Source organism: Dokdonia sp. R86516 (assembly GCF_044596715.1).
Lineage (GTDB): Bacteria > Bacteroidota > Bacteroidia > Flavobacteriales > Flavobacteriaceae > Dokdonia.
Genome location: NZ_CP138998.1, coordinates 262,620 through 287,483, shown reverse-complemented (window position 1 = coordinate 287,483; position 24,864 = coordinate 262,620). Strand labels below are relative to the sequence as shown.

Annotated in this window: 22 protein-coding genes; 5 read left to right on the top strand and 17 right to left on the bottom strand. The window is 39.2% G+C overall.

Going from position 1 to position 24,864, the window contains the following annotated elements:
* Positions 1–112: 112 nt before the first annotated feature.
* On the top strand, positions 113–814 hold the full coding sequence (locus SJY23_RS01380; RefSeq protein ID WP_396597188.1) for a Bax inhibitor-1 family protein: 702 nt from the start codon (positions 113–115) through the stop codon (positions 812–814).
* A 75-nt stretch (positions 815–889) separates the two neighbouring features.
* Here the strand turns inward: SJY23_RS01380 and rpe are convergent, their stop codons facing one another.
* On the bottom strand, positions 890–1,549 hold the full coding sequence (gene rpe / locus SJY23_RS01375) for a ribulose-phosphate 3-epimerase (RefSeq protein WP_396597187.1): 660 nt from the start codon (positions 1,547–1,549) through the stop codon (positions 890–892).
* Between the two features lie 287 nt (positions 1,550–1,836).
* The gene (locus SJY23_RS01370; RefSeq protein ID WP_035336018.1) at positions 1,837–2,700 is read right to left on the bottom strand and encodes an RNA polymerase sigma factor RpoD/SigA; all 864 of its coding nucleotides are present in this window, start codon (positions 2,698–2,700) and stop codon (positions 1,837–1,839) included.
* Between the two features lie 358 nt (positions 2,701–3,058).
* Here SJY23_RS01370 and SJY23_RS01365 point away from each other — a divergent pair, with 358 nt between their 5' ends.
* Positions 3,059–3,340, top strand: a complete 282-nt coding sequence (locus SJY23_RS01365; protein WP_035336020.1) for a twin-arginine translocase TatA/TatE family subunit — start codon at positions 3,059–3,061, stop codon at positions 3,338–3,340.
* A gap of 54 nt (positions 3,341–3,394) precedes the next feature.
* Here the strand turns inward: SJY23_RS01365 and SJY23_RS01360 are convergent, their stop codons facing one another.
* The 10 genes from SJY23_RS01360 to kynU all read right to left on the bottom strand — a co-directional run bounded on the left by SJY23_RS01360 (position 3,395) and on the right by kynU (position 12,511).
* Positions 3,395–4,036: an O-methyltransferase gene (locus tag SJY23_RS01360; protein WP_396597186.1), complete on the bottom strand. Its 642-nt coding sequence runs from the start codon at positions 4,034–4,036 to the stop codon at positions 3,395–3,397.
* 66 nt (positions 4,037–4,102) lie between these two features.
* Entirely contained in the window at positions 4,103–5,194 is a 1,092-nt protein-coding gene (locus SJY23_RS01355; RefSeq protein ID WP_396597185.1) for an amidohydrolase family protein, read from the bottom strand.
* A gap of 79 nt (positions 5,195–5,273) precedes the next feature.
* Entirely contained in the window at positions 5,274–5,735 is a 462-nt protein-coding gene (locus SJY23_RS01350; protein ID WP_396597184.1) for a DUF1648 domain-containing protein, read from the bottom strand.
* Positions 5,736–6,515, bottom strand: coding sequence for an SDR family oxidoreductase (locus SJY23_RS01345; protein WP_396597183.1), 780 nt, complete (start codon positions 6,513–6,515; stop codon positions 5,736–5,738). It abuts the gene before it with no gap.
* A gap of 58 nt (positions 6,516–6,573) precedes the next feature.
* Entirely contained in the window at positions 6,574–8,016 is a 1,443-nt protein-coding gene (locus SJY23_RS01340) for an aldehyde dehydrogenase (protein WP_396597182.1), read from the bottom strand.
* A 174-nt stretch (positions 8,017–8,190) separates the two neighbouring features.
* The gene (locus SJY23_RS01335) at positions 8,191–8,487 is read right to left on the bottom strand and encodes a GIY-YIG nuclease family protein (protein ID WP_396597181.1); all 297 of its coding nucleotides are present in this window, start codon (positions 8,485–8,487) and stop codon (positions 8,191–8,193) included.
* Positions 8,488–8,712: 225 nt separating this feature from the next.
* Positions 8,713–9,165: a RidA family protein gene (locus SJY23_RS01330; protein ID WP_396597180.1), complete on the bottom strand. Its 453-nt coding sequence runs from the start codon at positions 9,163–9,165 to the stop codon at positions 8,713–8,715.
* A 15-nt stretch (positions 9,166–9,180) separates the two neighbouring features.
* On the bottom strand, positions 9,181–10,581 hold the full coding sequence (locus SJY23_RS01325) for an FAD-dependent oxidoreductase (RefSeq protein WP_396597179.1): 1,401 nt from the start codon (positions 10,579–10,581) through the stop codon (positions 9,181–9,183).
* A 50-nt stretch (positions 10,582–10,631) separates the two neighbouring features.
* Positions 10,632–11,249, bottom strand: coding sequence for an FMN-binding negative transcriptional regulator (locus tag SJY23_RS01320; RefSeq protein WP_396597178.1), 618 nt, complete (start codon positions 11,247–11,249; stop codon positions 10,632–10,634).
* Positions 11,249–12,511 (bottom strand): kynureninase, encoded by a 1,263-nt coding sequence (gene kynU, locus SJY23_RS01315; RefSeq protein ID WP_396597177.1) that lies wholly within the window; start codon positions 12,509–12,511, stop codon positions 11,249–11,251. The genes SJY23_RS01320 and kynU overlap by 1 nt, the downstream gene beginning before the upstream one ends.
* 185 nt (positions 12,512–12,696) lie before the next feature.
* Between kynU and SJY23_RS01310 the strand changes: the two genes are divergently transcribed.
* The 3 genes from SJY23_RS01310 to SJY23_RS01300 all read left to right on the top strand — a co-directional run bounded on the left by SJY23_RS01310 (position 12,697) and on the right by SJY23_RS01300 (position 15,333).
* A complete protein-coding gene (locus SJY23_RS01310; RefSeq protein WP_396597176.1) occupies positions 12,697–13,320 on the top strand; it encodes a hypothetical protein in 624 nt (207 codons plus the stop codon).
* A gap of 198 nt (positions 13,321–13,518) precedes the next feature.
* The gene (locus SJY23_RS01305) at positions 13,519–14,601 is read left to right on the top strand and encodes an MFS transporter (RefSeq protein WP_396597175.1); all 1,083 of its coding nucleotides are present in this window, start codon (positions 13,519–13,521) and stop codon (positions 14,599–14,601) included.
* A gap of 90 nt (positions 14,602–14,691) precedes the next feature.
* Positions 14,692–15,333, top strand: coding sequence for a 7-carboxy-7-deazaguanine synthase QueE (locus tag SJY23_RS01300; RefSeq protein WP_035336039.1), 642 nt, complete (start codon positions 14,692–14,694; stop codon positions 15,331–15,333).
* Positions 15,334–15,551: 218 nt separating this feature from the next.
* Here the strand turns inward: SJY23_RS01300 and secDF are convergent, their stop codons facing one another.
* The 5 genes from secDF to murC all read right to left on the bottom strand — a co-directional run bounded on the left by secDF (position 15,552) and on the right by murC (position 24,824).
* Positions 15,552–18,533 (bottom strand): protein translocase subunit SecDF, encoded by a 2,982-nt coding sequence (gene secDF / locus SJY23_RS01295; protein WP_396597174.1) that lies wholly within the window; start codon positions 18,531–18,533, stop codon positions 15,552–15,554.
* Positions 18,534–18,689: 156 nt separating this feature from the next.
* Positions 18,690–19,292, bottom strand: coding sequence for a hypothetical protein (locus SJY23_RS01290; RefSeq protein ID WP_396597173.1), 603 nt, complete (start codon positions 19,290–19,292; stop codon positions 18,690–18,692).
* Between the two features lie 250 nt (positions 19,293–19,542).
* Positions 19,543–20,469 (bottom strand): malate dehydrogenase, encoded by a 927-nt coding sequence (gene mdh / locus SJY23_RS01285; protein WP_035327767.1) that lies wholly within the window; start codon positions 20,467–20,469, stop codon positions 19,543–19,545.
* Positions 20,470–21,342: 873 nt separating this feature from the next.
* Positions 21,343–23,286 (bottom strand): DNA topoisomerase (ATP-hydrolyzing) subunit B, encoded by a 1,944-nt coding sequence (gene gyrB / locus SJY23_RS01280; RefSeq protein ID WP_035336044.1) that lies wholly within the window; start codon positions 23,284–23,286, stop codon positions 21,343–21,345.
* Between the two features lie 185 nt (positions 23,287–23,471).
* A complete protein-coding gene (gene murC, locus SJY23_RS01275; protein WP_396597172.1) occupies positions 23,472–24,824 on the bottom strand; it encodes a UDP-N-acetylmuramate--L-alanine ligase in 1,353 nt (450 codons plus the stop codon).
* Positions 24,825–24,864: the final 40 nt, after the last annotated feature.

Below are 24,864 nucleotides of genomic sequence, written 5' to 3'. Positions count from 1 at the left end.
TTTAGATCATAATAATATTTAATCTTTATGAACTGCGTATTTCTACATTGCTTACATTTATGGCTCACTTTCTAATCTAATAAGAATCAAATCGATCAAATCAATCAAATCAATGGAATCATATCAACCACAAATAGTACCAGTAAGTGCATTATCTGATGAGCGCCGAGTGGCATTTTATCGCAAGACGTACACTTATGTAGCACTTGCAGTATTATTATTTATCATCACCGAATACTTGTTTTTTCAATCACCAGTTATTGTGAATTTTGCTTTATCTCTCACAGGAGGTTGGAGCTGGCTATTATTATTAGGTGCATTTATGTTTATTACAAACTACGCAGAGGGTTTAGCACTTAAAACCAGAGATAAAAATCAACACTATTTAGCTTTAGGAGTTTATGTAGTTGCAGAGGCTTTTATTTTTATTCCTCTACTTTTCATGGCATTTTCTATGATAGATGGAGTAGAGATTTTACAAAAGGCTGCCGTGATGACTATTGCTTTATTTGCTGGATTATCTGCAGTGGTGATCCTTACTAAAAAAGACTTTTCTTTTTTACGATCTATACTTGCTATAGGATTTTTTCTAGCAATAGGCCTTATGGTTGCGGGACTTCTCTTTGGATTTGACCTCGGCTTGTGGTTTAGTGTCGCAATGGTAGCACTCGCTGCTGGATCTATCTTATATACTACTTCAAATATGGTTCATAAATATGATGAAGAGCAATATGTAGCAGCGGCTTTAGGTTTATTTGCCTCACTCATGTTATTATTCTGGTATATTTTGAGAATATTTATGTCAAGAGATTAATAATTAAGATAATGTAATACAAGAAAGCCATCGCCTTGAACAGCGATGGCTTTTTTATTTATGAAAGTATACTCTTTATGAGAGCTGCGATTTTAGATTCTTGATGGTAATTACAGGGTCTTTTGATTTAAAAATAAAACTTCCTGCCACAAGTACATCTGCTCCTGCTTGAACAAGTCGGGAAGCATTTTTGTCACTTACCCCACCGTCAATTTCTATAAGCGTAGATGCATTTTTCTTGTTGATTAAAGCTTTGAGAGCAGTAACCTTATCGTAAGTGTTTTCTATAAACTGCTGTCCTCCAAATCCTGGATTTACACTCATCATACACACTAGATCTATGTCTTGTATAACATCCTCGAGGTGGCTCACAGGCGTGTGTGGGTTGAGTGCTACGCCAGCTTTCATTCCTGCTGCTTTAATTATTTGTAATGTTCTATGAAGGTGAGTACACGCTTCAAAATGTACGGTAAGAATATTTGCTCCTAGATCTGCAAAAGTTTGCACGTAGCGATCTGGATCTACAATCATTAAGTGTACATCAATTGTTTTTTTTGCATGTTTTGCAATGTCACGTAGTACAGGCATTCCAAAAGAAATATTTGGAACAAAAACACCATCCATAATATCTATATGAAACCAGTCTGCTTCACTGGTATTTATCATTTCTATATCACGTTGCAAGTTTGCAAAATCTGCAGCAAGTATTGAAGGGGCAATGAGTGTGCTAGGCATATAATAGACGTTTTGTGTAAAGATATGATTCTCCTTTAAGGTATGAAGGGAGGGGCAAAAAGTTTTATTATCTAGAATATATAAAATGAAAAATCCCCGGTAATCAGCCGGGGATTCATTCATCAATCAAAAAACGAACAGTTATGATAAACTGTTGTTGTCATTATTAAGTCGCCAGGGGCGTTAATTGCAATTTTGTATAACAAAGATACCAAATCTTTTTACTGTAAAAAACACCAAGAGCATTCCCAATTGGTTTTAACACATTATCGGTAAAAATGATAAGGTTATCCTAAATAAGTCTTAAGAATTTTACTGCGAGAGGTGTGTTTTAATCTACGTATCGCTTTTTCCTTAATCTGTCTCACTCGTTCGCGAGTAAGATCAAAAGTTTCACCTATTTCTTCAAGTGTCATAGGTTGTTGATCTCCTAGACCAAAATAAAGTCTAACTACATCTGCCTCACGTGGTGTTAGTGTTTCTAGCGCACGTTCTATTTCAGTTTTAAGTGATTCATGTAATAAGGCTCTGTCTGGATTAGGCGATTCGCCAGAGTTTAAGACATCATACAAGTTAGAGTCTTCTCCTTCTATAAGAGGAGCATCCATACTAATATGTCTTCCAGAATTTTTAAGAGATTCCTTCACATCCTTAACCGTCATATCAAGCTCCTTGGCAATTTCCTCAGGGCTAGGAGGGCGTTCATTTGCTTGTTCTAAGAAAGCAAATGTTTTATTAATCTTATTAATGGACCCAATCTTATTGAGCGGTAAACGCACAATACGAGATTGCTCTGCTAGTGCTTGTAGTATAGACTGGCGTATCCACCACACGGCATACGATATAAACTTAAAACCACGAGTTTCATCAAAGCGCTGTGCAGCTTTAATAAGTCCTAAATTCCCTTCGTTAATAAGATCAGGAAGAGTAAGTCCTTGATTTTGATATTGTTTTGATACCGAAACCACAAAACGTAAATTTGCTTTAGTAAGCTTTTCTAACGCACGGTGATCACCAGCTTTTATACGCTGTGCTAGTTCAACCTCTTCATCTGCTGTGATGAGGTCAACTTTACCAATTTCTTGTAAGTATTTGTCTAAGGATGCGGTCTCACGATTAGTGACCTGCTTAGTAATTTTAAGCTGTCTCATAGGGTTGTAATGAACTAGGGTTTGTCTATTATAACTGTTATACGCAGCAAAGTTGCAAAATGTTACAAAAATCTTAAAGTTTTTTTTAAATGATTTTTATGTTATAGCTTACGCGACTTTGATAATTTTATTAATCTATTGCTGTTTAGGTGTTTGTAGATTTGGGATAATCCTTCAGTAGCTTGCTTTGTGAGCTTCTGGCTTTTAAGATTAGAAATTATATTTCCAAGTGATTATCGCTGTTGTAATTCCGCTTTCGCGAAAGCGTATTTAGAACCCATAAACATTCCCATATAGTTTGTTATTATTCTATTTGAAAATTTTTAAACTACTGCGCTATTAAATACCTTTGTTGTCTATGATAAGTTTACCTCTTTTTATTTCTGGTGCCGAAATTGCCTTCGTTATCTTTATAGTGATTATGGTTTTTGGTGCAGACAAAGTTCCAGAAATCGCGCGCGGTTTAGGGAAGGGAATGCGTCAACTTAAAGACGCTACAAACGATATCAAGTCAGAAATCACAAAAACTGCCGAAAGAAACGATATTGATCTTGATCTGACTAAGGATATTAAGAAGGAGATTGATAAAGCAAAAGAGGATATAAACGACATTACAGGCCCTATTAAAAGATCCTTATAACGCATTGGTATTCTCTAAGCTCTGAAATCTCAAGGAGTGTTTCTTACATATTTATTACTTCACACGACTTACCGTAAGCCCATCTCTTATAGGTAATAGAACGGTCTCTAGACGTTTGTCTTCATTAAGTAGCTTGTTATAATCGAGTAACACTTTAGTGTCTATGTCTTTATCATTAAGTGGTTCAACCACTTTGCCGCTCCAGAGCACATTATCAGAAAGGATAATGCCACCCTTGCTCATCTTATCAATAATCACATTATAGTAATTAATGTAGTTGCGTTTATCTGCATCTATAAAAACGAGGTCAAAAGTAGTGTCAATGGTTGGAATGATATCTAATGCTTGACCGAGGTGCTGTGTAATTTGTGATCCGTAAGGCGAAGCGTCAAAATGCTTGCGCTGGAAGTCTACAAGTTCTTCCTTAATATCTATGGTGTGTAGAGACCCTTCTTGTTGTAAACCTTCGGCGAGGCATAAGCCAGAGTAGCCGGTAAAAGTCCCTATCTCAAGAATGTTTTTTGGGTTTACTAGCTTGCTTATCATACTAAGCACTCTACCTTGATACGCACCAGAAAGCATACGCGGTTGTAGTATCTTTTGGTAGGTTTCCTTTGTAAGCGCTTTGAGATGAGCTGGTTCTTGCGCCGAGTGGGCAACCACGTAATCATCAAGTTCCTCTGGTAAAAAATGCATTATAAATAAGTTTGAAAAGGCAAAATTACCTATCGTTTTTGAGATAGGTCTAGGTAATGCAATAATTTATTTTTCGCCTAATATTCTTTTCCTGAAAGCTTCCTTGCGCTTCTCATCATCTCCATATAGCCAGCGCACAACATTATCATCCCATATCTGGTCATACTCGGTAGCATTAATAATCTCGCGTTCTAAAGCAAGATCTAATATCTTACCAGGATAACTACTCTGGGTGTCGCTTTCCATCTCACCCAGCGGGTATGGATCATCAAGTCCCATAACCACCTGCTTGCTTCCTTGGTTTTCTATCACCATTTTAAGCGAATTTGTATCGTGTACTAGGGTGTCAAAAAAGATATTAGGATGCCCCACAGATTTACGTGGGTGTGTTTTTCCTTCAAAAAGATCTGGCCTTCCGTCAAAACCTTGTATACGTCTCCCTAGATTTATTTGTGCTAGTTGGCCACCGTGTGCAAAGCACACACGCATACCTGGATACTTATCTGCATAGCCATTAAGCGTAAGAAAGTGGTAGGCATCTGCACATTGTGCAAGCATCCAGATGAGGTGAAAACGCCAGTTTGTATTCTGCAGTTTTATAAACTTCTCACCATCATACGGGTGAATCTCTACTGCGAGATTATACTTGCTTGCAAGTTCAAAAATAGGTTCATTTTCTTCATCAAAAATACATCGCCACGTCCCGATGGTATCCATATAGTGTGTAGGCAAGCATAGTAAATCCATACCTAGCACTTCTACACATCGCTCTATTTCCCATAAAGCTCCACGTACAAACCCTGGATGTACTACAAAACCAGTTGTAAATTTATCTGGGTGATCTTGTTGTACTCGTGCATTAAAGTCGTTCTGAAACTTAAGTGCTTGCTTCATTTCCTCTAGACGCAGTCCGTTTCCATAAAGTTGCGAGAGGTTAAGTACCACCGCGTGGTCTACCTTGTTGCGTTCCATCCACTCCAGTTTTTCGTGCAAGAAAAAACTAGAATCTGTCACAGGTCTGCTCCAGTCTTTTTGGAGCATAAACTTTCGGTCTTTGTCTACCCAAAAAATCCCTTTGTCTTTCATAAACTGAGGAATTTCCTCAGGGTAGGGAAGTAGGTGAGAGTGACCGTTTATGCGAAGTTTTTTATGTGACATATTGAGTATGCTTTCGCGAAAGCGTACTACGCAATCGCTGTTGTGTTTTTAAAAATACAATTATTATATGAGTACCGCCTTACTCTTTTACCTTCTTGAGTTGTATATAATATAAGACGAGTAGTATAATAAAACCGCCAAAGGTTGCCACCAAAAAATAACTGCTTAATCCCGTCTGTTTACCCACGGCAACTGCCATAGATTGATATACCAGCCACCCAAAAAGAAGGGTGCAATAAAGCGCCATTTGTGACATAAAGGTTTTTGTAACGGTAACCTGTGCCTCATTTTTAACCCCTTGTTTATGCTTGTTAATCTTTATAGACTTGCCTGTCATAAACTGGAATAGTAAGATAAGTAAGACGCTAAGTGCTGGTAAGATAAAAAGTTCATTTTTTGAACCATATCTATCTACCACCCCAGTCGCATCAAAGTGCATTGGCACCTCGTTTGGAATGTCTCCATAGTGTATCAAAATCATCGCAAAGGTAACTCCCGCTACGAGCCAACTTAGTGTCCAGAAAATCTTTTTAATATCCATCTACAAGCTTTTTGTGCGTCCTCCATCTACAGGAACATTGATTCCATTAATAAATGAAGCGGCTTCACTAGCTAGAAAAACAATTGCATTTGCTACCTCTTCTGGCTTTGCAAAACGTTTTGCTGGTGAAGCGTTTGCCATAGTTTGTGATACCTCTTCTATAGATTTCCCAGTCTTTTTTGCCTTGTTTTCTATAATCTCAGAGAGCCTGCCAGTTGCGGTTGCGCCAGGAAGTACGTTATTTACGGTAATGCCGTATTGTCCTAGTTCATTTGCCATCGTTTTACTCCAGTTTGCCACGGCACCACGTATCGTATTACTCACGCCTAGACCATCTAGCGGTTGCTTTACCGAGGTAGAAATCACGTTAATAATACGCCCATATCCTTCGGCTTTCATTCCTGGGAGTACGGTTTGTGCTAATAGGTGATTGGTTTGTAGGTGTTGTGTAAACGCTTTCGCGAAAGCGGTAACATCTGCATCCACAATTGGTCCACCTGGAGGGCCACCCGTGTTATTGATTAATATGTGATACACATTGCCCGTTGCCGAAACAGCAGCTGCCACCTCCTGCGGATTTGTAAAATCTGCCACCACATAGCTGTGCTTTTGTGAACCGTTATTAGGTAACTGTGCGATAACATTTTTGAGCTTTTCTTCTGTACGAGCAGCAAGGGTTACGTTTGCACCTTCTTCTGCTAGACCCATTGCGGTTGCAAGTCCAATCCCTGCTGTAGAGCCACAGACGAGGGCATTTTTATTAGTTAGGTTTAGTTTCATAGTATGTGATTGCGAGCGTAGCGAACTAATCTGTCCGAGTGAGCTCTAATTTTATTTTCTAATTATATTTTATACAAACATTCTTTGCTTCAGTAAAAAATCGGAGCGCTTCAAAACCACCTTCACGACCCACGCCGCTTGCTTTGACTCCGCCAAAGGGTGTGCGCAAATCTCGATTCATCCACGTATTCACCCAGACAATACCAGTTTCAAGTGCATTGCTTAAACGCATTGTTCTGTCAAGTTGCTGAGTCCAAACTGTTGCAGAGAGTCCGTATTTTGTTCCGTTTGCTAGTGCAAGGGCTTCTTCTTCGGTGTCAAAGGGCATTATAGTCACTACAGGTCCAAAAATCTCTTCTTGATTCAGTTTGCAGTCATTACTGTCCACCTCAATAACCGTAGGTTCTAAGTAATAGCCATTCTCATATCCTGCAACGGTTACTCGCTTACCACCATAAAGGACAGTACCTCCGTAAGTCTGTGCGTTATTAATGTAATCTTCTACTTTCTCAAGGTGTGATTTTGAAACGAGAGCTCCAAGGTTTGTTTTCTCTTGTGATGGATGTCCCACGACTAATTCCTCGACTTTTGAAATGAAATCACTTTTAAATCGGTCATAAATAGATCGCTCTACAAAAATGCGACTCCCACAGAGACAGATTTGCCCTTGATTTGCAAAGGAGCTCCTCACGGTTGTGGCAAGCATATCCTCATAATTACAATCGGCAAAAATGAGGTTTGGGTTTTTACCTCCTAGTTCTAGGGAAAGTTTTTTAAACATAGGTGCACACGTCTTTGCGAGATGCGCTCCCGTTTTTGTACCTCCCGTAAAACTTATTGCTTTGATATCTTTATGTTCTAAAATAGCTTGTCCCGTTGTTTGCCCCAGTCCGTGTACAATATTGAGAACACCAGGAGGAAGTCCGGCCTCCGTACAAATCTCACCTAGTAGGTAAGCTGTCATAGGAGTCACTTCACTAGGTTTTGCAATCACACAATTGCCAGCGGCTATTGCTGGAGCGATTTTCCAGGTAAAAAGATACAGCGGTAAATTCCACGGACTTATGCATCCCACCACGCCTATGGGTTTACGCAGGGTAAAATTCATTGCGTTCAGCCCCACACTCTCGTGACTCTCTGCCGAAAACTGAGTGATCGCATTTGCAAAAAAACGAAAGTTGCTCGCCGCCCTTGGGATATCTACAGCCATTGCTAGTGAAACCGGTTTCCCATTATCACGACTTTCGGCTTGAGAAAGTTCTTCAAGTCTAGCTTCAATGCCACTTGCAATGTTCATCAAGATGCGACTGCGCTCATCAAGTGTGGTGCTGGACCACTGCGGGAATGCCGCTTTCGCGAAAGCGGTAGCTTCCTCAATATCTTGCGCACTACTATTAGGAATCTGCCCATATACCTCGCCAGAAGCTGGCTCATAATTATCTAACCAATCATTTGATGCTGGATTTTTATAGTCGCCGTTTATGTAGTTTTTGATGTTCATTGTCTTTTTTTTATCAGTTCAATCTCTACATTTTTCTGCTGTCATTTCGAGCGCATTCGAGTTTTCCTGTCAGTTCGAGCGCAGTCGAGAACTAATTCTGGTTCTGGCTCTAAATTTCTCTTGTCAGTCCGAGCGCAGTCGAGTTTTCTTTGTCAGTTCGAGCGCAGTCGAGAACTATCTGTCAGGGTTATATTTAAAATGACTCGCATTCCTACATTCTGCTAAAGCCTGAATCATATCATAATCTTCAGATGCGAGAGCCAATTTCTTTTTTGAACTCCATTTTTTGAGCTTCTTTTCAAAGGTAATTGCTTGCTCTATATCATTAAACACTTCGTGCCAAATCAATGTAACTGGGCGACGCTTGTATGTGAAGCTACTCTTATTTCGTCCTTGTTGATGTTCTTCATAACGTCTCGCTATGTCACTTGTAACACCTGTGTAAATCAGGTTGTCATTACATTTAAGCATATAGACATAATAGGTTTTCATTAGGTTAGGTTCATTGAGTTCTCGACTGCGCTCGAACGGACATCTTCTCGACTGCTTTTGAAATTACATCATTTCGACTTTATTTAAAAAGACATCTTCTCGGCCGTGCTAGAAGGGACAACTTCTCGACTGCGCTCGAAGAGACACTTTCAGAATTTCTAGCCAATGGGCATCTTCTCGAATGTGCTCGAAGGGACATCGCTTCTATTTTTCTAGAGGCTTATAAGCCATCACCTTAATCTCAACCACCAGATGCGGGTGTGGTAGCTGGTGTACGGCTACGGTGGTTCTTGCAGGGCCAGTTTCTTTATTAAAAAACTCTCCGTAGGCTTCGTTGTAACCGCCAAAATCATTCATATTAACAAGAAATGACGTAACATCTACCACATCTTCCATCGTTGCATTTGCGGTTGCGAGTGTTTTCTTGATGTTTTCTAGTACGGCTCTGGTTTGCTCTTTGATATCAAGGTGCATTGTGCCCATCTCGTCTATCACGTGCACGCCAGCAAAAGTATTATCGGCTTTTCGGCTGCTGGTGCCCGAGACAAATAGAAAGTCTCCAGCTCTTTTAATATGAGGATAAGCTCCTCTAGGTGTCACTTTCTTTTCATTAAAAGGATCGCCTTGTAAACGTAGGTCTAAATCTTTATCACTCATAGGTATATGATTTTGTTATATATTTCCGGCTATGGCATCGTCGTGTAAGATGTCTTCTGTAGCCTGTTGTACTTTTTTTAATTTCGCTTTAAGCGAAAGAGAATCTGGTAGCAATCCGTCATCCAGTAGGTTTAAAATAGCCTTGTTTTGTGCTCTACCGCGCGTCATTGCCTCTTTATATCCTATCGCCTCGTTAAAAGTTACTAAACTATATTTTGAGTAATACTCCGTTGGGAATTCTTTCTCAAATTGTGTCTCGAGCTTTCTCTTCTCTTGAAACATAGGGTGCGCCGTGTGTTCTTTCATCTCGTGAAAGTTATCTACCGCAAGGTCTGCAATGGCATCTGTATCTGGTTTTCTAGTTTTTTCAAATTCTTTGAAAACCTTCTCCCATCCTTGATCGCCGAATGCATCTAGCGTCTCGTCAAAAACTACCACATCTTCAAAACTAGCATTCATCCCTTGTCCATAAAATGGAACAATGGCGTGTGCCGCATCTCCTAGAATACACGTTTTTCCAAAAGCGCTCCACGGGTGGCATTTTATAGTACCTAGCGGCCCTACAGGATTTTCTTCATACTCTTTTACCAGTTCTGGCATCATAGGGATAGCGTCTGGAAACTGTCTTATAAAGTATTCTGTAATCGCAGCCGGACTATCTAAAGATGCAAAACTATCTGGTGCATCTTCATAATCTATAAATAGCGTTACAGTAAAACTCCCATCTAGGTTAGGTAAAGCAATGATCATATCACGACCACGTGGCCAGATGTGTAAGGCATTTTTTTCGGTGCGGTAACCGCCATTTTCGGCAGGAGGGAAGGTGAGTTCCTTATAACCGTGACCTAAATAATCTTGCGAGAAGCTGAATAAAAAGTCGCGACTCATATACATACTCTTACGCACTGCAGATCCTGCACCATCTGCTCCTAAAATAATATCTGCAGTGATGGTTTGCTCTTCTTTTGTGTGATAATCTGTAAAGGTTGCCGTAGCATTTTTAAGATCTACGTTTGTACACGCCTGGTTAAAGTGAACCTGTAAGGTATCATACTCATCTGCCGCATTGAGTAGCATAATGTTGAGGTCTGTACGTGAGATAGAATTTATGTATTCATCTGTACGTCCAGAATATGGGCTAAAAAGCGTGTTACTTTCTTTGTCGTGCAACATCCTTCCATTCATAGGGATGCACAAATCTTTTACTCGATCCTCAAGACCTACGAGGCGTATTCCTTTTAAACCTCTGTCTGATAGGGCGAGGTTGATACTTCTACCAGCATCTTGATGTACGGCTCTTAGGTCTGGACGCTTTTCCATCAAGGTGATTTTATAACCACGCTGCGCCATACGTAATGCTAGAAGCGAACCGCAAAGGCCTGCGCCTATAATGAGTATGTGTTCTTGTTTTGCCATATTATATTGTGAGTACTAGCGTGATTTCTCCGTTAGTACTGTTTGAATTTTTATTTATTTCTTAAGCACTCCATTTCGTCTGCGACGGCTTTGTCGTTTGGAGTTCCATTTTCGCGTAAGCTAGATACAACAGCAGCGTGATTTTTATCGTTTCTGTTTTGTGACATCTTTTTTACAGCTTCAATACTCGTGATCTCAATCTCAAATGCCACGACGCCGTTTATTTGTCGCAATGTCTTTTCAGAAAGCGCATCCATATTTATAGGATTTTTTTGCGGCGCTTCATACTTATCCATCAATGCTTTGATGGATTTATAAGTACCTTCCTTATCTAGTAAACGCACATTACCTCTCACTTGTACGGCCGTGTAGTTCCAAGTGGATACTTCTTCAAAATCGTACCAACTAGCCGAAATATAACTGTGAGGTCCATTAAAAATACAGAGCGCCTCTGCGCCATTGTTGAGATGGGCAACTTGCTCATTCATTTTTGAGATGTGTGCGTGTATGATTTCGGTGCCGTCTGGACGTTTTGATAATTCTAAAGGGATGTGTGTCGCACACGATTTTCCATCAAGATTTGTGACAAGAATCCCAAAAGCATTCTCTTTTAAGAAACTGCGTATCTCCTCTGGGTTTTCATTTTTATAAATCTCAGGAATATACATTACAGTATCTTTTTGAGTCGTTCTACCATTTCAAATACGTCTTGATAACTATTGTAAAGCGGTGCTGGAGCGACACGTATTACATCTGGCTCACGCCAGTCTGAGATGACTCCTGCTTCGGTGAGTTTTTTGTGTAAACTCTTGTCGGCATTTTTTACTTGAATACTTAGTTGACACCCACGTTGCGCTGGATCGCTAGGTGTAATGATAGCGATGTGCTCATTGTTGAGTTCGCTTACTAAGAACTCTAGGTAACCAGTGAGTTTTTCAGATTTTGCACGTATGTTGCTCATACCAGCTTCCTCAAAAATATCTAAGCTCGCCTTTACCGCTGCCATACTGAGGATAGGAGGATTTGATAATTGCCAGCCTTCGGCAGTTGGGATTGGGTCAAAGCCTTTGCGCATATTAAAGCGTGTGTCTTTATTCTGTCCCCACCAGCCCGTAAAGCGCTGTATATTTTTATCTGTATGGTGGCGCTCGTGTACAAAGCATCCACCTAGACTTCCTGGGCCGCTGTTGAGGTATTTGTAAGTACACCATACGGCAAAGTCTGCACCGCTCTCGTGTAAGTCTGGCATAATATTACCCACTCCGTGTGCAAGGTCAAAGCCTACTTTGCTGCCGTTGTTATGACCTAAATCAGTGATTTTTTTAATAGGGTAGCACTGCCCAGAATAATAGTTTGTGTTACCAATTAAAAGAAGCGCAACGCTGTCGCCGTGTTCTTTTACAAGAGTTTCTAGGTCTTCATAACGGCATAATTCTTCTCCTTCTCGAGGTTGCCATAGTATAAGGCTCGTCTCTGGATCATACCCACGCTGGCGTATCTGACTTTCTACCGCATACTTATCTGATGGGAAAGCGTCACTTTCTATAATGATTTTATGACGTGATGGCGTAGGATTATAAAATGAAACCATCATCAAGTGAAGGTTTGTCGTGAGGGTGTTCATTATCACTACCTCACTAGGTTTTGCACCTACGATGTGTGCCATAGGTTTTGCGAGTTCCTCGTGATAAGACATCCACGGAGTTTCTTCTTTAAAATGCCCTTCAACACCCAGATCTGCCCAGTCATTGAGTTCTTGCTCGATGTATTGTGCAACAGATTTTGGCTGACAGCCTAGACTGTTTCCGCAGAGGTAGATAAGTTCGTTATCTTCTTTGTCTACTGGTATGTAGAAGTGATTACGGTACTCTTTAAGGGGATCTTTTTCGTCTTGCGCTTTCGCGAAAGCGAGATTATTTTCATACACCATATATGCTGTTTTCTTGAAGAACTGTTGCTTGTCTAAAAATAATGATTTTAATGGAGAAAATGTCTTTACAGGCTTATGAAGCAGCGCAAATGTTCAGCACATTTAAATTGTAATATGTAACTGAGTTTTTCTTACGTTGAGAGCCGAGGTTATTTATATTTGTGGACCATTTAATAATGAAATTTATGAAAAAACTAGTTGTACTACTTTTATTAATTGCAGGTTGCCACACACAGGTTACTGCACAAGAAAAAGAAAAATTTAGATTTGATATACGCCTTGGTTATGCTGCCGGTAATGAATATGGCGATGGTGTTTTATTTAATCTGGAGCCTAAATGGTCAATAGATGAAAAAATAAATGTAGGTTTTAGAATAGGTGGTGCGGCACTTGCCGAGTTAACAAGTCCTTCTAATGGAATTGACGCTTTTGAAACAGATATTGTCACTGTTTATGGATCATACCTAGGTACAATAGATTATTACTTTTACCATAAAGATGGGTCACCTTTTGCAGTATTTGGTGGTGCCGGGATAGGATATGTTTCTAGTGCAAACGTAATCGCAGATTTTGATGAATACGACGATGCAAATAATATTGAAACCGATAATGGTCTAGGTGGGATGTTGCGAGTAGGTTTTGACTATTTTAAGTTTAGACTTGCTGCAGAGTATAATTTTGCGCCTGAAGGTCAATTACGTGACCTTAATAATAATGAGTTTGGTGCTGTAAAGAATGGATACTTTGGTATCTCTTTGGGATTTTACTTTGGTGGTGGAAAATGGAAAAATGTAACAGTTCAAGAGTAAATATTACTGACATACTATAATAAAAAGGTCTCTCAATATGGGAGACCTTTTTATTATAAAACGTTTGCGTACAAATTCTTGCGCTATTGTGGTTTGAGTTATAAGATGATTTACTTTTGAGAGATGAACTCTCTGTTTCTCATACTATCAAGAAAAAGATACTTTGCACCCGCTTGGGTTTTTGCTTCACTCAATATTATGATAAGTACTTGGGTGCTTTACATCCCGAGAGTAAAAGAAAAGCTAGGAATAGATGATGGTGAGCTAGGTGTAGCTTTATTCTGTATGGGGTTAGGAAGTCTCGTGTCGCTCACGGTGGCCTCTCGAGTTATAAAGCGAGTGGGAGTAGGGGCATCTACAGTAGTAGGTATTATTATCTTCTCACTATTGTTTATAATGCCATTACTTGTGCCATCTTATGCACTTTTGTGTGTTTCCTTGTTTTCTGTAGGGCTATTTTCTTGTTTTACAGATATAGCAATGAATGCGCTCGTCTCAGATATTGAAACCGAAGATGATGTGCATATTATGAGTTCTTCTCACGGTTTCTTTTCTATAGGGGGAGCAATTGCCGCAGTGATAGGTTATTTTATAATAGACCTTGTTAAGGTGCCTGTTTATCACATTATGGGAGCTGCACTTCTGGTCATTGTCACAAATTTGTGGATTTGCAAAAGTTATATAGCTCATAGAACACCTATAGATGACAGTCACGGGACACTTAATTTCAATTTACTCAAACCACTGCTAGGTCTTACTATTATAGCTCTTATAATTATGGGCAGCGAAGGAGCCATTGAGCAGTGGAGTAAACTATATCTAGAAGATATTGTGCAAGTGGCTACAGAAAAAACTGCAGGAATGGGGTTTTTACTTTTCTCACTGTTTATGGCGATAGGGCGTTTCTTAGGTGATGGGGTGAGTAAGCGTTTTGGGTCGTTCAAAATTATCATAGGTGGTGCTCTTCTTGCGGTTGTAGGCTACCTAGCGGTACTCTCAGCTAGTACCTATGTCACTCTTGTAGGTTTTGCAATAATAGGGCTCGGCTTTTCTGTGATTATTCCTGAGTTGCTTAGACTTGCAGGGAAGGCAAAGGGAGTAAACAGCGCAGACGGTATTTCTTTTGTTGCGGGAGCTGGTTTTATAGGGTTTCTTGCGAGTCCTCTATTGGTGGGGTTTCTGGCAGATTTTTCAAGTCTCAAGCTGAGCTTTACGGTGCTAGGTGGTGGAGCATTACTAGTGATGATTATTGGGATTACGCTTTCGCGAAAGCGTAATTAACTCCAACTATAGCTACACGTATGTTAAGGTAAAGTAGACAGTTATTGTAAATAGTTTTAAATCTAGTAGTATTATCTATCTTTGCACGCTATGACAAAACAGGCCCTAGATTCATTACAAGCACAAATAGACCTTGGTGAGATGCTTCCGCTAATGGAGGAATTTTATACCATACAAGGAGAAGGATTCCATAAAGGAACAGCAGCTTACTTTATACGAGTAGGTGGTTGTGACGTGGGATGTCACTGGTGTGATGTGAAGGAAAGTTGGGACGCTGCAATACACCCTCCTACAAATGCAAATACCATTGCCGAAAATGCTGCAAAGTACTCAGATACTATTGTGGTAACTGGTGGTGAGCCGCTTATGTGGGATATGAACCCGCTTACTAAAAAATTAAAGTCACTAGGACTTACAACTCACATAGAAACTTCTGGTGCCTACCAGCTTTCTGGTGATTGGGACTGGATATGTCTTTCTCCCAAAAAGCGTATGCTGCCTACGCAGTCTGTACTAGAAAAAGCAAACGAACTGAAGGTGATTATCTTTAATAAGTCAGATTTTGACTTTGCAGAGAAGCACGCCGCACAAGTAGGTGAGGACTGCATTTTGTACTTACAACCAGAATGGTCTGTGCGTGATAAAATGGTGCCACTCATTGTAGATTATGTGATGAAAAACCCAAAGTGGAAGGTGAGCTTACAGACACATAAATACTTAAATATACCATAGTAGGCTTTAGGCTTTAAGCGATATGCTATAAGCAGGGGATATTTTTATAGAGATGATGAAGTTGGTAGCTCAACAGTTTCTGTACTTCTTTGTTAAAAATTTTATCGTCAAATATCCAGCAACTTTATATTTGCTAACAGCTAATTTTCGCGAAAGCGCATAAAAAAATCCGCTACTTCTCAGTAGCGGATTTTTTATTTATTGAGTTTCTTAGAAGCTTATGCTTCTACTTCTTCCTCTTCTTTTTCTTCCTTTAATCCTTTCTTCTGTACTGTGTCAAACATTACAGGAGTTGCGATAAATAGTGAAGAATATGTACCTACGATTACACCTACAATAAGTGCAAACATTAATCCTCTAATAGATGGAGCTCCTAAGAAGAAGATCGCTAGAAGTACGATTAATGTAGTTACAGACGTATTAAGTGTACGGCTTAACGTACTGTTAAGTGCTTGGTTAATTAATTTACCAAATCCTCTAGTAGAACCGTGCTCTTTAATATACTCACGTATACGGTCAAAAACTACCACGGTATCATTCAGAGAGTACCCAATTACGGTAAGAATAGCCGCAATAAAGTTCTGATCTACCTCCATATCAAATGGCATTATGTTTTTGAATATTGCAAATACACCTAGTACTAACAATACATCGTGGAAAACTGCAGCTACAGCTCCAAGAGAGAATTGCCATCTACGGAAACGTAATAAGATGTATAAGAATACCACAATTAATGAACCGATTACGGCAAAAAGTGCTCCTTTCTTAATATCATCTGCAATAGTAGGACCTACCATATAGTATTCCATTTTACCTACCTGCTTATCATCTGTAGACTTGGCGAAAGCTGCATAGCTCATACCGCTAGGTAAGAATGGTGTAAGTGATGTAAATAGTTGTTGCTCAACCTGAGCATCAATATCTGTACCTGTCTCATCGATACGATACTTTGTAGTAATCTTTAACTGATTATCTGCTCCAAAAGTTTTTACATCTGCACTTCCAAAATCTGCAACAAGTGCATCTTCTACTTCTTGTGCGTTCATAGGTTGATCAAAACGTACTGTATACGTACGACCTCCTACAAAATCAATACCTGCGTCAAGACCTCCTGTTAATAAAGCAGCAAGACCTCCTACGATAAGTACTCCAGAGATAGCGTAAGCGATTTTACGTTTTCCTAAGAAGTCTACATTGTTGTTTACAAATAGATTCTTAGTCATACCTGTAGCAAACTCTAGAGACTTTCCGTTTTTACCGTATCCATCTATAAATAGACGTGTGATAAAGATTGCACAGAAAAGTGATGTTGCAATACCTATCATAAGCGTAGTTGCAAATCCTTGTACCGGTCCTGTTCCAAATAAGAAAAGGATAAGTGCCGTTAAGAAAGTCGTAATGTTTGCATCAAGAATAGATGAAAGTGCGTTGTTAAAACCGTCTTTAATAGCATCTTTTTGAGATTTCCCTTTGCGTACCTCTTCTTTAATACGCTCAAAGATAAGTACGTTTGCATCTACAGACATACCTATAGTAAGTACGATACCCGCAATACCAGGAAGTGTAAGTACAGCTCCAAGACCTGCAAGTACTCCAAAGATGAAAAGGATGTTTACTACAAGTGCGATATCTGCAAATCCTCCGGCTTTACCGTAGTAAAATACCATCCAGATAAGTACTAGTGAAAGTGCGATTAAGAATGATAAGATACCAGAGTTAATAGCCTCTTGACCTAATGATGGTCCTATTTCTTCTGCTTGAATAATCTTTGCAGATGCAGGGAGTTTACCTGCGTTTAATACTGTTGCAAGATCTTGTGCGCTTGCTACTGTAAAGTTTCCAGAGATTTCTGTCGCACCACCTTTAATCTCTTGACGAGCATTTGCTGCAGAGTAAACATTACCATCTAGTGCAATAGCGATAGCGTTTCCTTTTTGAGCAACCTCACGAGTCATTTTTGCCCACTGGTTTACACCTTGTCCTTCAAAATCAAGACCTACAGCAGGTTGTTGCGTTTGTGTAAATTGCTGGCGTGAGTCGTTTACAACATCACCGTCCATATAAGGCGCTCCTTGTCTATTAGACTCAAGTGCATAAAGAGCTACGATATCTGCTCCTTCATCAGGAACACCCCACGCAAACTTTGCATAACGTAAAGCTGCTGGACGCTGCTTGATAACTGCTGGGTTTCTTAAGTAAGAGTTGATAGTTGCTGTATCTTTTACCGCAGCAAATCCTACAGTTGGGATTGAGCTCATCTGAACTGCTTGCTGGTTAGGGCTAAAGATTTTAAATAATGGTCCAAAATCTTGCTCCTCTTCTTCTTCATCTACATCTTTAAGTAAATCAGATACGTTATCATCAAGAGTACTGTCTTGGGCTACTGCAGCTTCTTGTTTCTCCTCGTTGCTAGCAATAAGTCCACGTAGTGTTTCATTTGCTCCTATTAAGTAGTTAAGTGCATCTCCAGCGTAGTGAGTTTGGTAGAACTCTAATTGTGCTGTTTTTTCAAGAAGACCTCTTACACGATCAATATCTTTTGCTCCTGGAAGCTCAACAAGAATACGCCCATTATCTCCTAGAGACTGGATGTTAGGTTGTGTAACTCCAAACTTATCAATACGATTACGTAGAGTTTCAAAAGCAGAACCTATCGTTTCTTTAATTTCACCTTCAAGAACTGTAGCAACTTCTTCGTTGCTCATTCCTGTATCTACTTTTTCGTTAAGGATAACATTTGCAAAGATATCTGGAGAAGCTAGTTGTCCACCTTGAGCTTCAAATGCAGATATGAAATCCTCAAAATATGTGTTCTGGCTATCTTTTTGCGCCTCATCTGTAGCATCTAGTGCTGCGATAAATGCTGGGTCTGTACTGTTGTTAGAAAGACCACCTAAGATATCACGTATAGATATCTGAAGGATTACGTTAATACCTCCTTTAAGATCCAGTCCTTTGTTAAGTTCTTTTTCTTTAGCATCATTATAGGTGATACCAGCAAAAATAGGATTTGCTCCTATACTATCTAAGTAAGCGCGCTCTACCACATCCTGCATGTCTGCATCTTCTGGTGCCTGTGAGATCGCATAAGCCTTAGCTTCGTCTTCTGTTTTGTTTGTGAAATACGTAAATGATAGTTGGTATAAACATACCAGACCAAAAATTATCGCAAAAAATCTAATGAGTCCTTTGTTTTGCATTTTAGTGTGTTTGCATCAACATAATAAATAACACATCGGTGTGTGATTATCACATTGAAATTAATGTAAAGTAATTAGTAATTTAATCTGTGGGATTGCTTTTGTGATAAAAGCAATTAGCTAGCGCAGTGCTGCATTAGCTAATGTTGTTATACTTTAAGACAGCGGTCCAGCTCTCGTCTCAGGTATATTGTAGAATGAGTTAATAAAAGCAATATCACATCTCTTATGAATATTGTAAGCCGTCTGTGTTTTGCTTTCAGTCACACTCTCACTTAGCTTGTGAAGACTAGCATATGTTTTTAGTGAAGAGGAACGTGTATACTCAGATTTTGATTCAATAGTGATTCCCGCAGCACCTCCCATGTCTGGGCTGTCCTGTATTTTATAGACGTCAAGTTTATAAAGAGCAAGATCTTTGTCACCAGGTAGGCTTGAGTTGTTATTCTCAAGGTTGTAAGTAGTTTGTGATGAGGTAGTAGGTGATAATTTATTCTTTATCTCGGTAACATCAATAGTACTGTAGTATGTTACTTTTAGAGATCCATTATCGAGTTGGTCTACTTTAATATTATCTGCCTCAAGCGAGCTAAGCTTGCTTTTTACTAATGCAATTGCTTTTTCTGTCTGAGTAGGATCTGTTTGAGTATCAGAAAAGGTAATAATTATTTCCTGATTAGGCGCAGTGCGTTGCTCCAAGCTTATACTTACGATAGCTAGGGCAATTATAAATGCACTTATGAACCACTTATTTCTCACACACTTGATTATAAAAACATCATCTATAGTGATTTTATGTATAGATTTCTGTTTTTGACAAACACGCAAATATAGGATTCTCAGTGCTAGTACCCAATAATTTTTGTGTCATTATAAGTTTAACTTAAACTGTTTACAAGATACCTAATAACACGTCTTTGATTAGGATAGTTGCGCTTTCGCGAAAGCGTAAAAAAAAGCCTGCTACATTTAAGTAACAGGCTTTTTGTATCGAGTTATGTAGGCTGTATTATAGCTCTAATAATCCGTTAGTTTTCTTAACGCCCTCTGCGCTTTCTGCAAGGTGTGCTTTTTCTGCATCGTCAAGGTTGATCTCTACTATTTTTTCGATTCCGTTTTTACCTAGTACTACTGGCACACCGATACAAAGATCAGAAAGACCGTACTCACCATCTAGTAGTGTAGAACAAGGGAATATTTTCTTTTGGTCACAAGCAATAGCCTGTACAAGACCTGATACTGCTGCTCCTGGTGCGTACCAAGCAGAAGTTCCAAGAAGTTTAGTAAGTGTTGCTCCGCCTACTTTAGTATCTTCTTTTACTTGAGTAAGACGATCGTCAGAAATAAATTCTGATACTGGTACACTGTTGCGAGTTGCAAGACGTGTAAGTGGTACCATTCCTTTATCAGAGTGTCCACCTATTACCATACCGTCTACATCTGAGATAGGAGCTTCAAGAGCTTCGGCAAGACGGTACTTAAAACGTGCACTATCAAGAGCACCACCCATACCGATGATACGGTTTTTAGGAAGTCCAGTTACTTTGTGAGCTAGGTAAGTCATTGTATCCATAGGATTAGATACGACGATAAGGATCACGTTAGGAGACTCTTTTACAAGACTTGCGGCAACGCTTTTTACGATACCTGCGTTAATACCTATAAGTTCTTCACGAGTCATACCTGGCTTACGAGGTATACCAGAAGTAATTACCGCGATATCACTACCAGCAGTTTTTGAGTAATCACCAGTAGTACCTGTGATTTTTGTATCAAAACCGTTTAAAGAAGCTGTTTGCATTAAATCCATTGCTTTACCCTCGGCAAAACCTTCTTTAATGTCTACTAATACTACTTCACTAGCAAAATCTTTTATTGCGATGTATTCTGCACAGCTGGCACCTACGGCTCCAGCACCTACTACGGTAACTTTCATTGGATATAATTTTTAATATTTATGTTGATTTATAAAGCTTTTCACGGCTGCTACGAAAATACGATATATCCCTCTTTTTATGTAATCTATCGTAATAAAACTGTCTTAAGATATTTCAAAAAAAAATCCCTGTCGCTACTAGTAGTGACAGGGATAGAACAAGCGTGGAAATTCACAATCCAAATGAATCAAATAATATTAGCTTGCCCATAAAAGTTAAACTATTGTAAATACCCAACCTATAATAGTTTAGAAATCACTGCTGTGATTATATGATACAAAATTAATGAGCTTGTTTAACTTGTATTTATATGCTCAAGTCCAGATCTGTATTTAGTAGTTTTTAAGTAGTTTGTCGACTATAAATGTATATTGACGATATCTTGATGGTTTTTTTATTTCTTTAGTCTTTTGATAATGTTTGAAATTAGTTGCAATGTTCTGGGATTTAGTGCATAAAAAAAATCCTTGCTATAAAATAGCAAGGATTTATAGGTTGCTAATCTCTATCCAATTAAACCCCTACATCTAATCTTAAGAAATTAGCAGAAATAACTTTTAAATAATCTAAAATATTCCTTTCGTTGGTAAATATAGAGATAGCATCAAACTCAACAGGAAAACTTAAAAAAGAAATTAGACAAACTATATTCTGTGTATTTTGTCGATTATTATGTGTTTTTGGTCTAATTTTCGATTGATTTTAGGAATAGTGAGCAATGTTGGATGATTGTGTAAGAATATGTTTTTCTTGCGTATAATACGATGTGTAAGGTTTTGATATGGACTCTAGTTTTCTTTAAAAATTGACATAAAAAAATGGTTCTGAGATAATTTCTCAGAACCATTTTTAATAATATATAAGCTGTTTAATTAAGCGTCTATGTTTGCATAGATAGCATTCTTCTCGATAAACTCACGGCGAGGTGGTACCTCGTCACCCATAAGCATAGAGAATATTCTATCTGCCTCTGTACCATTATCTATTGCAACTTGGCGTAGTGTTCTAAATTCAGGATTCATAGTTGTATCCCAAAGCTGCTCTGCATTCATCTCTCCAAGACCTTTGTATCGTTGTATAGATACACCTTGAGTACCCAGACGTTCTGCTATCGCATCTCGTTCTTTATCATTCCAAGCATATTGCTTTTTCTGACCTTTTTTAACCAAATATAATGGTGGTGTTGCGATGTATACAAAACCTTTTTCTACCAGCTCCCTCATATAACGGAAGAAAAAAGTAAGAATAAGAGTAGAAATGTGACTACCATCTACATCGGCATCACACATAATAACTACTTTGTGATATCTAAGTTTTGAAAGGTTAAGTGCTTTACTGTCTTCCTCCGTACCTATAGTTACACCAAGAGCGGTGAAGATATTTTTAATCTCTTCGTTTTCAAAAACTTTATGCTGCATTGCTTTCTCAACGTTCAAGATCTTACCACGTAGTGGTAAAATGGCTTGAAACTCACGGTCACGACCTTGCTTAGCCGTTCCACCTGCCGAGTCTCCCTCAACAAGAAATACTTCACAAACTGCAGGATCTGTTTCAGAACAGTCAGATAATTTACCAGGTAAACCACCTATACTCATTACCGTCTTACGTTGTACCATCTCACGCGCTTTCTTTGCTGCGTGACGAGCTTGAGCTGCAAGAATTACCTTTTGAACAATGGTCTTAGCATCATTCGGGTTTTCTTCCATATAGATCTCAATCATCTCTGCCACTGCTTGAGATACTGCAGATGTAACCTCACGGTTACCTAGTTTGGTTTTAGTTTGCCCTTCAAATTGTGGCTCACTTACCTTTACAGAAATAATAGCTGTAAGACCCTCACGAAAATCATCTCCCGCGATGTCAAACTTAAGTTTATCTAGCATTCCAGAGGCATCTGCAAATTTCTTGAGTGATCCCGTAAGACCACGACGAAAACCTGCAAGGTGTGTTCCTCCTTCGTGTGTGTTAATGTTGTTTACATATGAGTGTAAGTTCTCTGCATAGCTATCATTATAAATCATAGCCACTTCTACAGGGACACCATTTTTCTCTCCCTCCATAGAGATAACGTTCCCTATAATAGGGTTACGGTTACCATCTAAGAAACGTACAAATTCTGAAAGACCTTCATTAGAGTGAAAAGTTTCATTTTCAAACTCACCATCTTCTTTCTTATTTCGCTTGTCTGTAAGTGTTACAGTGATACCTTTATTAAGGTAAGCCAGTTCTCTTAATCTTGAAGCAAGCGTGTCATAATTGTATTCTGTAGTTTGCTGGAAGATAGAATCATCTGGAGTAAAGGTAACTTCGGTACCTGTAAAATCTGTATCACCTATAGCTTTTACTGGGTATAATGCTTTACCACGTTCATACTCTTGCTCCCATACTTTACCTTCTTTATAAACCGTAGCTTTAAGATGGTTAGAAAGTGCATTCACACAAGATACACCTACCCCGTGTAGACCACCAGAAACCTTATAAGAGTCTTTGTCAAATTTACCACCGGCACCTATCTTAGTCATTACTACTTGTAATGCAGATACGCCTTCTTTTTTATGAATCCCTACAGGAATACCACGACCATTATCTCGTACCGTGATTGAGTTATCCTCGTTAATAGTAACATCTATAGCGTCACAGTAACCTCCCATAGCCTCATCAATAGAGTTGTCTACCACCTCATATACTAAGTGGTGCAAACCTCTAACTCCTACATCTCCAATATACATCGAAGGACGCATACGTACGTGCTCCATTCCCTCAAGGGCCTGAATACTATCTGCCGAATATTGCTTTTTATTAGCGTCGTCGCTCATATTATAATTCTTAAAATATTGTCTAAAAACAAATATAAAGAAAGGGTCTCCAGAAAGGTCTTAAAAACCCTCGAAAACCCTTGAAGTTATTAACATTTTGTGGAAAAATACAAGCCTCTTTTTAGCGCAATTTGTGAGGTGCATTTTTACGCTTTCGCGAAAGCGGAATTTATCCTCATTAAGAGTTACACCAATCCCTTAACCTCCTCAAAATCTAAGCCGCCATAATTCCCACTACTCATAAGCAGTATGGCTTTATTTTTAAGCTCTTGTTCAAATAGAAAGGCTTTAAAATCTGCTGGGTCTGTAAATATGGTAAGGTCATCACGTTTAAACGCTGCCGCGATTTGCTGCGCTGTGATAGGTTCTAGTTTTTTGATTTTGACAGCCTTTGGTGAGTAAAAAACCACCGCCACATCTGCAGCATCTAGTGCTCCTTGATATTCGCTTAAAAATTCTGGATTCAGACTGCTGTAAGTATGAAGCTCTAGGCAGGCTACAACAGTACGGTCACCATATTGTTCTTTTACGGCGCTTGTAGTTGCAGCTACTTTAGAAGGACTATGCGCAAAGTCTTTGTAAATAACCGTGTCTTTACTTTTGGCGATAAGTTCTAGTCGCTTGCTGGCTCCTGTAAAGGTTGAGATGGCTTCATAAAAATCTTCTTCTACAACACCCATATGCTGGCAGATCCATTTGGCACCGGCTAGGTTATTGAGATTATGTTTCCCAAAAACTTCTATAGGCATCGCACCATCTGGAGTTTCTAGTAGGGTCTCAGCATCCTCTACCGTGTACTCAGGTGTTTGGTAAGGATATTTTTTAATGTGAGCAGTGGCGTTCTCTACTACTTTCACCACATTTTCATCTTCGGTATTGTACACCATTGCACCACCGTTTGTCATTGAGTCTACAAAAATCTGAAATTGCTCCACATAATTGTCAAACGTAGGAAAGACATTGATATGATCCCAAGCAATGCCGCTAAGTAGGGCAATGTTAGGCTTGTATAAGTGAAATTTTGGTCTGCGATCTATAGGGCTACTCAGGTACTCATCACCCTCTAGCACCATAAAATCTGCGTCATCTGTCATTCTCACCATCGTGTCAAAGCCTTCTAGCTGTGCACCCACCATATAGTCTACCTCTTTATCCCAGTAGTTCATCACGTGCAGTATCATAGAGGTGATAGTAGTCTTGCCGTGAGATCCTCCTATAACGACCCTAGTTTTGTCTTTTGCACGCTCATATAGATATTCTGGATATGAGTAAATGTTGAGACCTAGTTCTTGTGCTTTGAGCAGCTCTGGGTTGTCTTCTTTTGCGTGCATTCCTAAAATAACAGCATCGAGGTCGCTTGTTATTTTTTCTGGAAACCAGCCAAATGCTTCAGGTAATAGTCCATATTTTTCAAGTCGAGATTTTGACGGATCAAAAATCGTGTCGTCACTACCTGTTACGGTCTCTCCTTTGTGATGTAAAGCAAGTGCTAGATTATGCATTGCGGCTCCACCTATGGCTATAAAATGAATGTTCATATATTGTAAAAGTCTTTATCGTAAAAATAAGATTTCGATT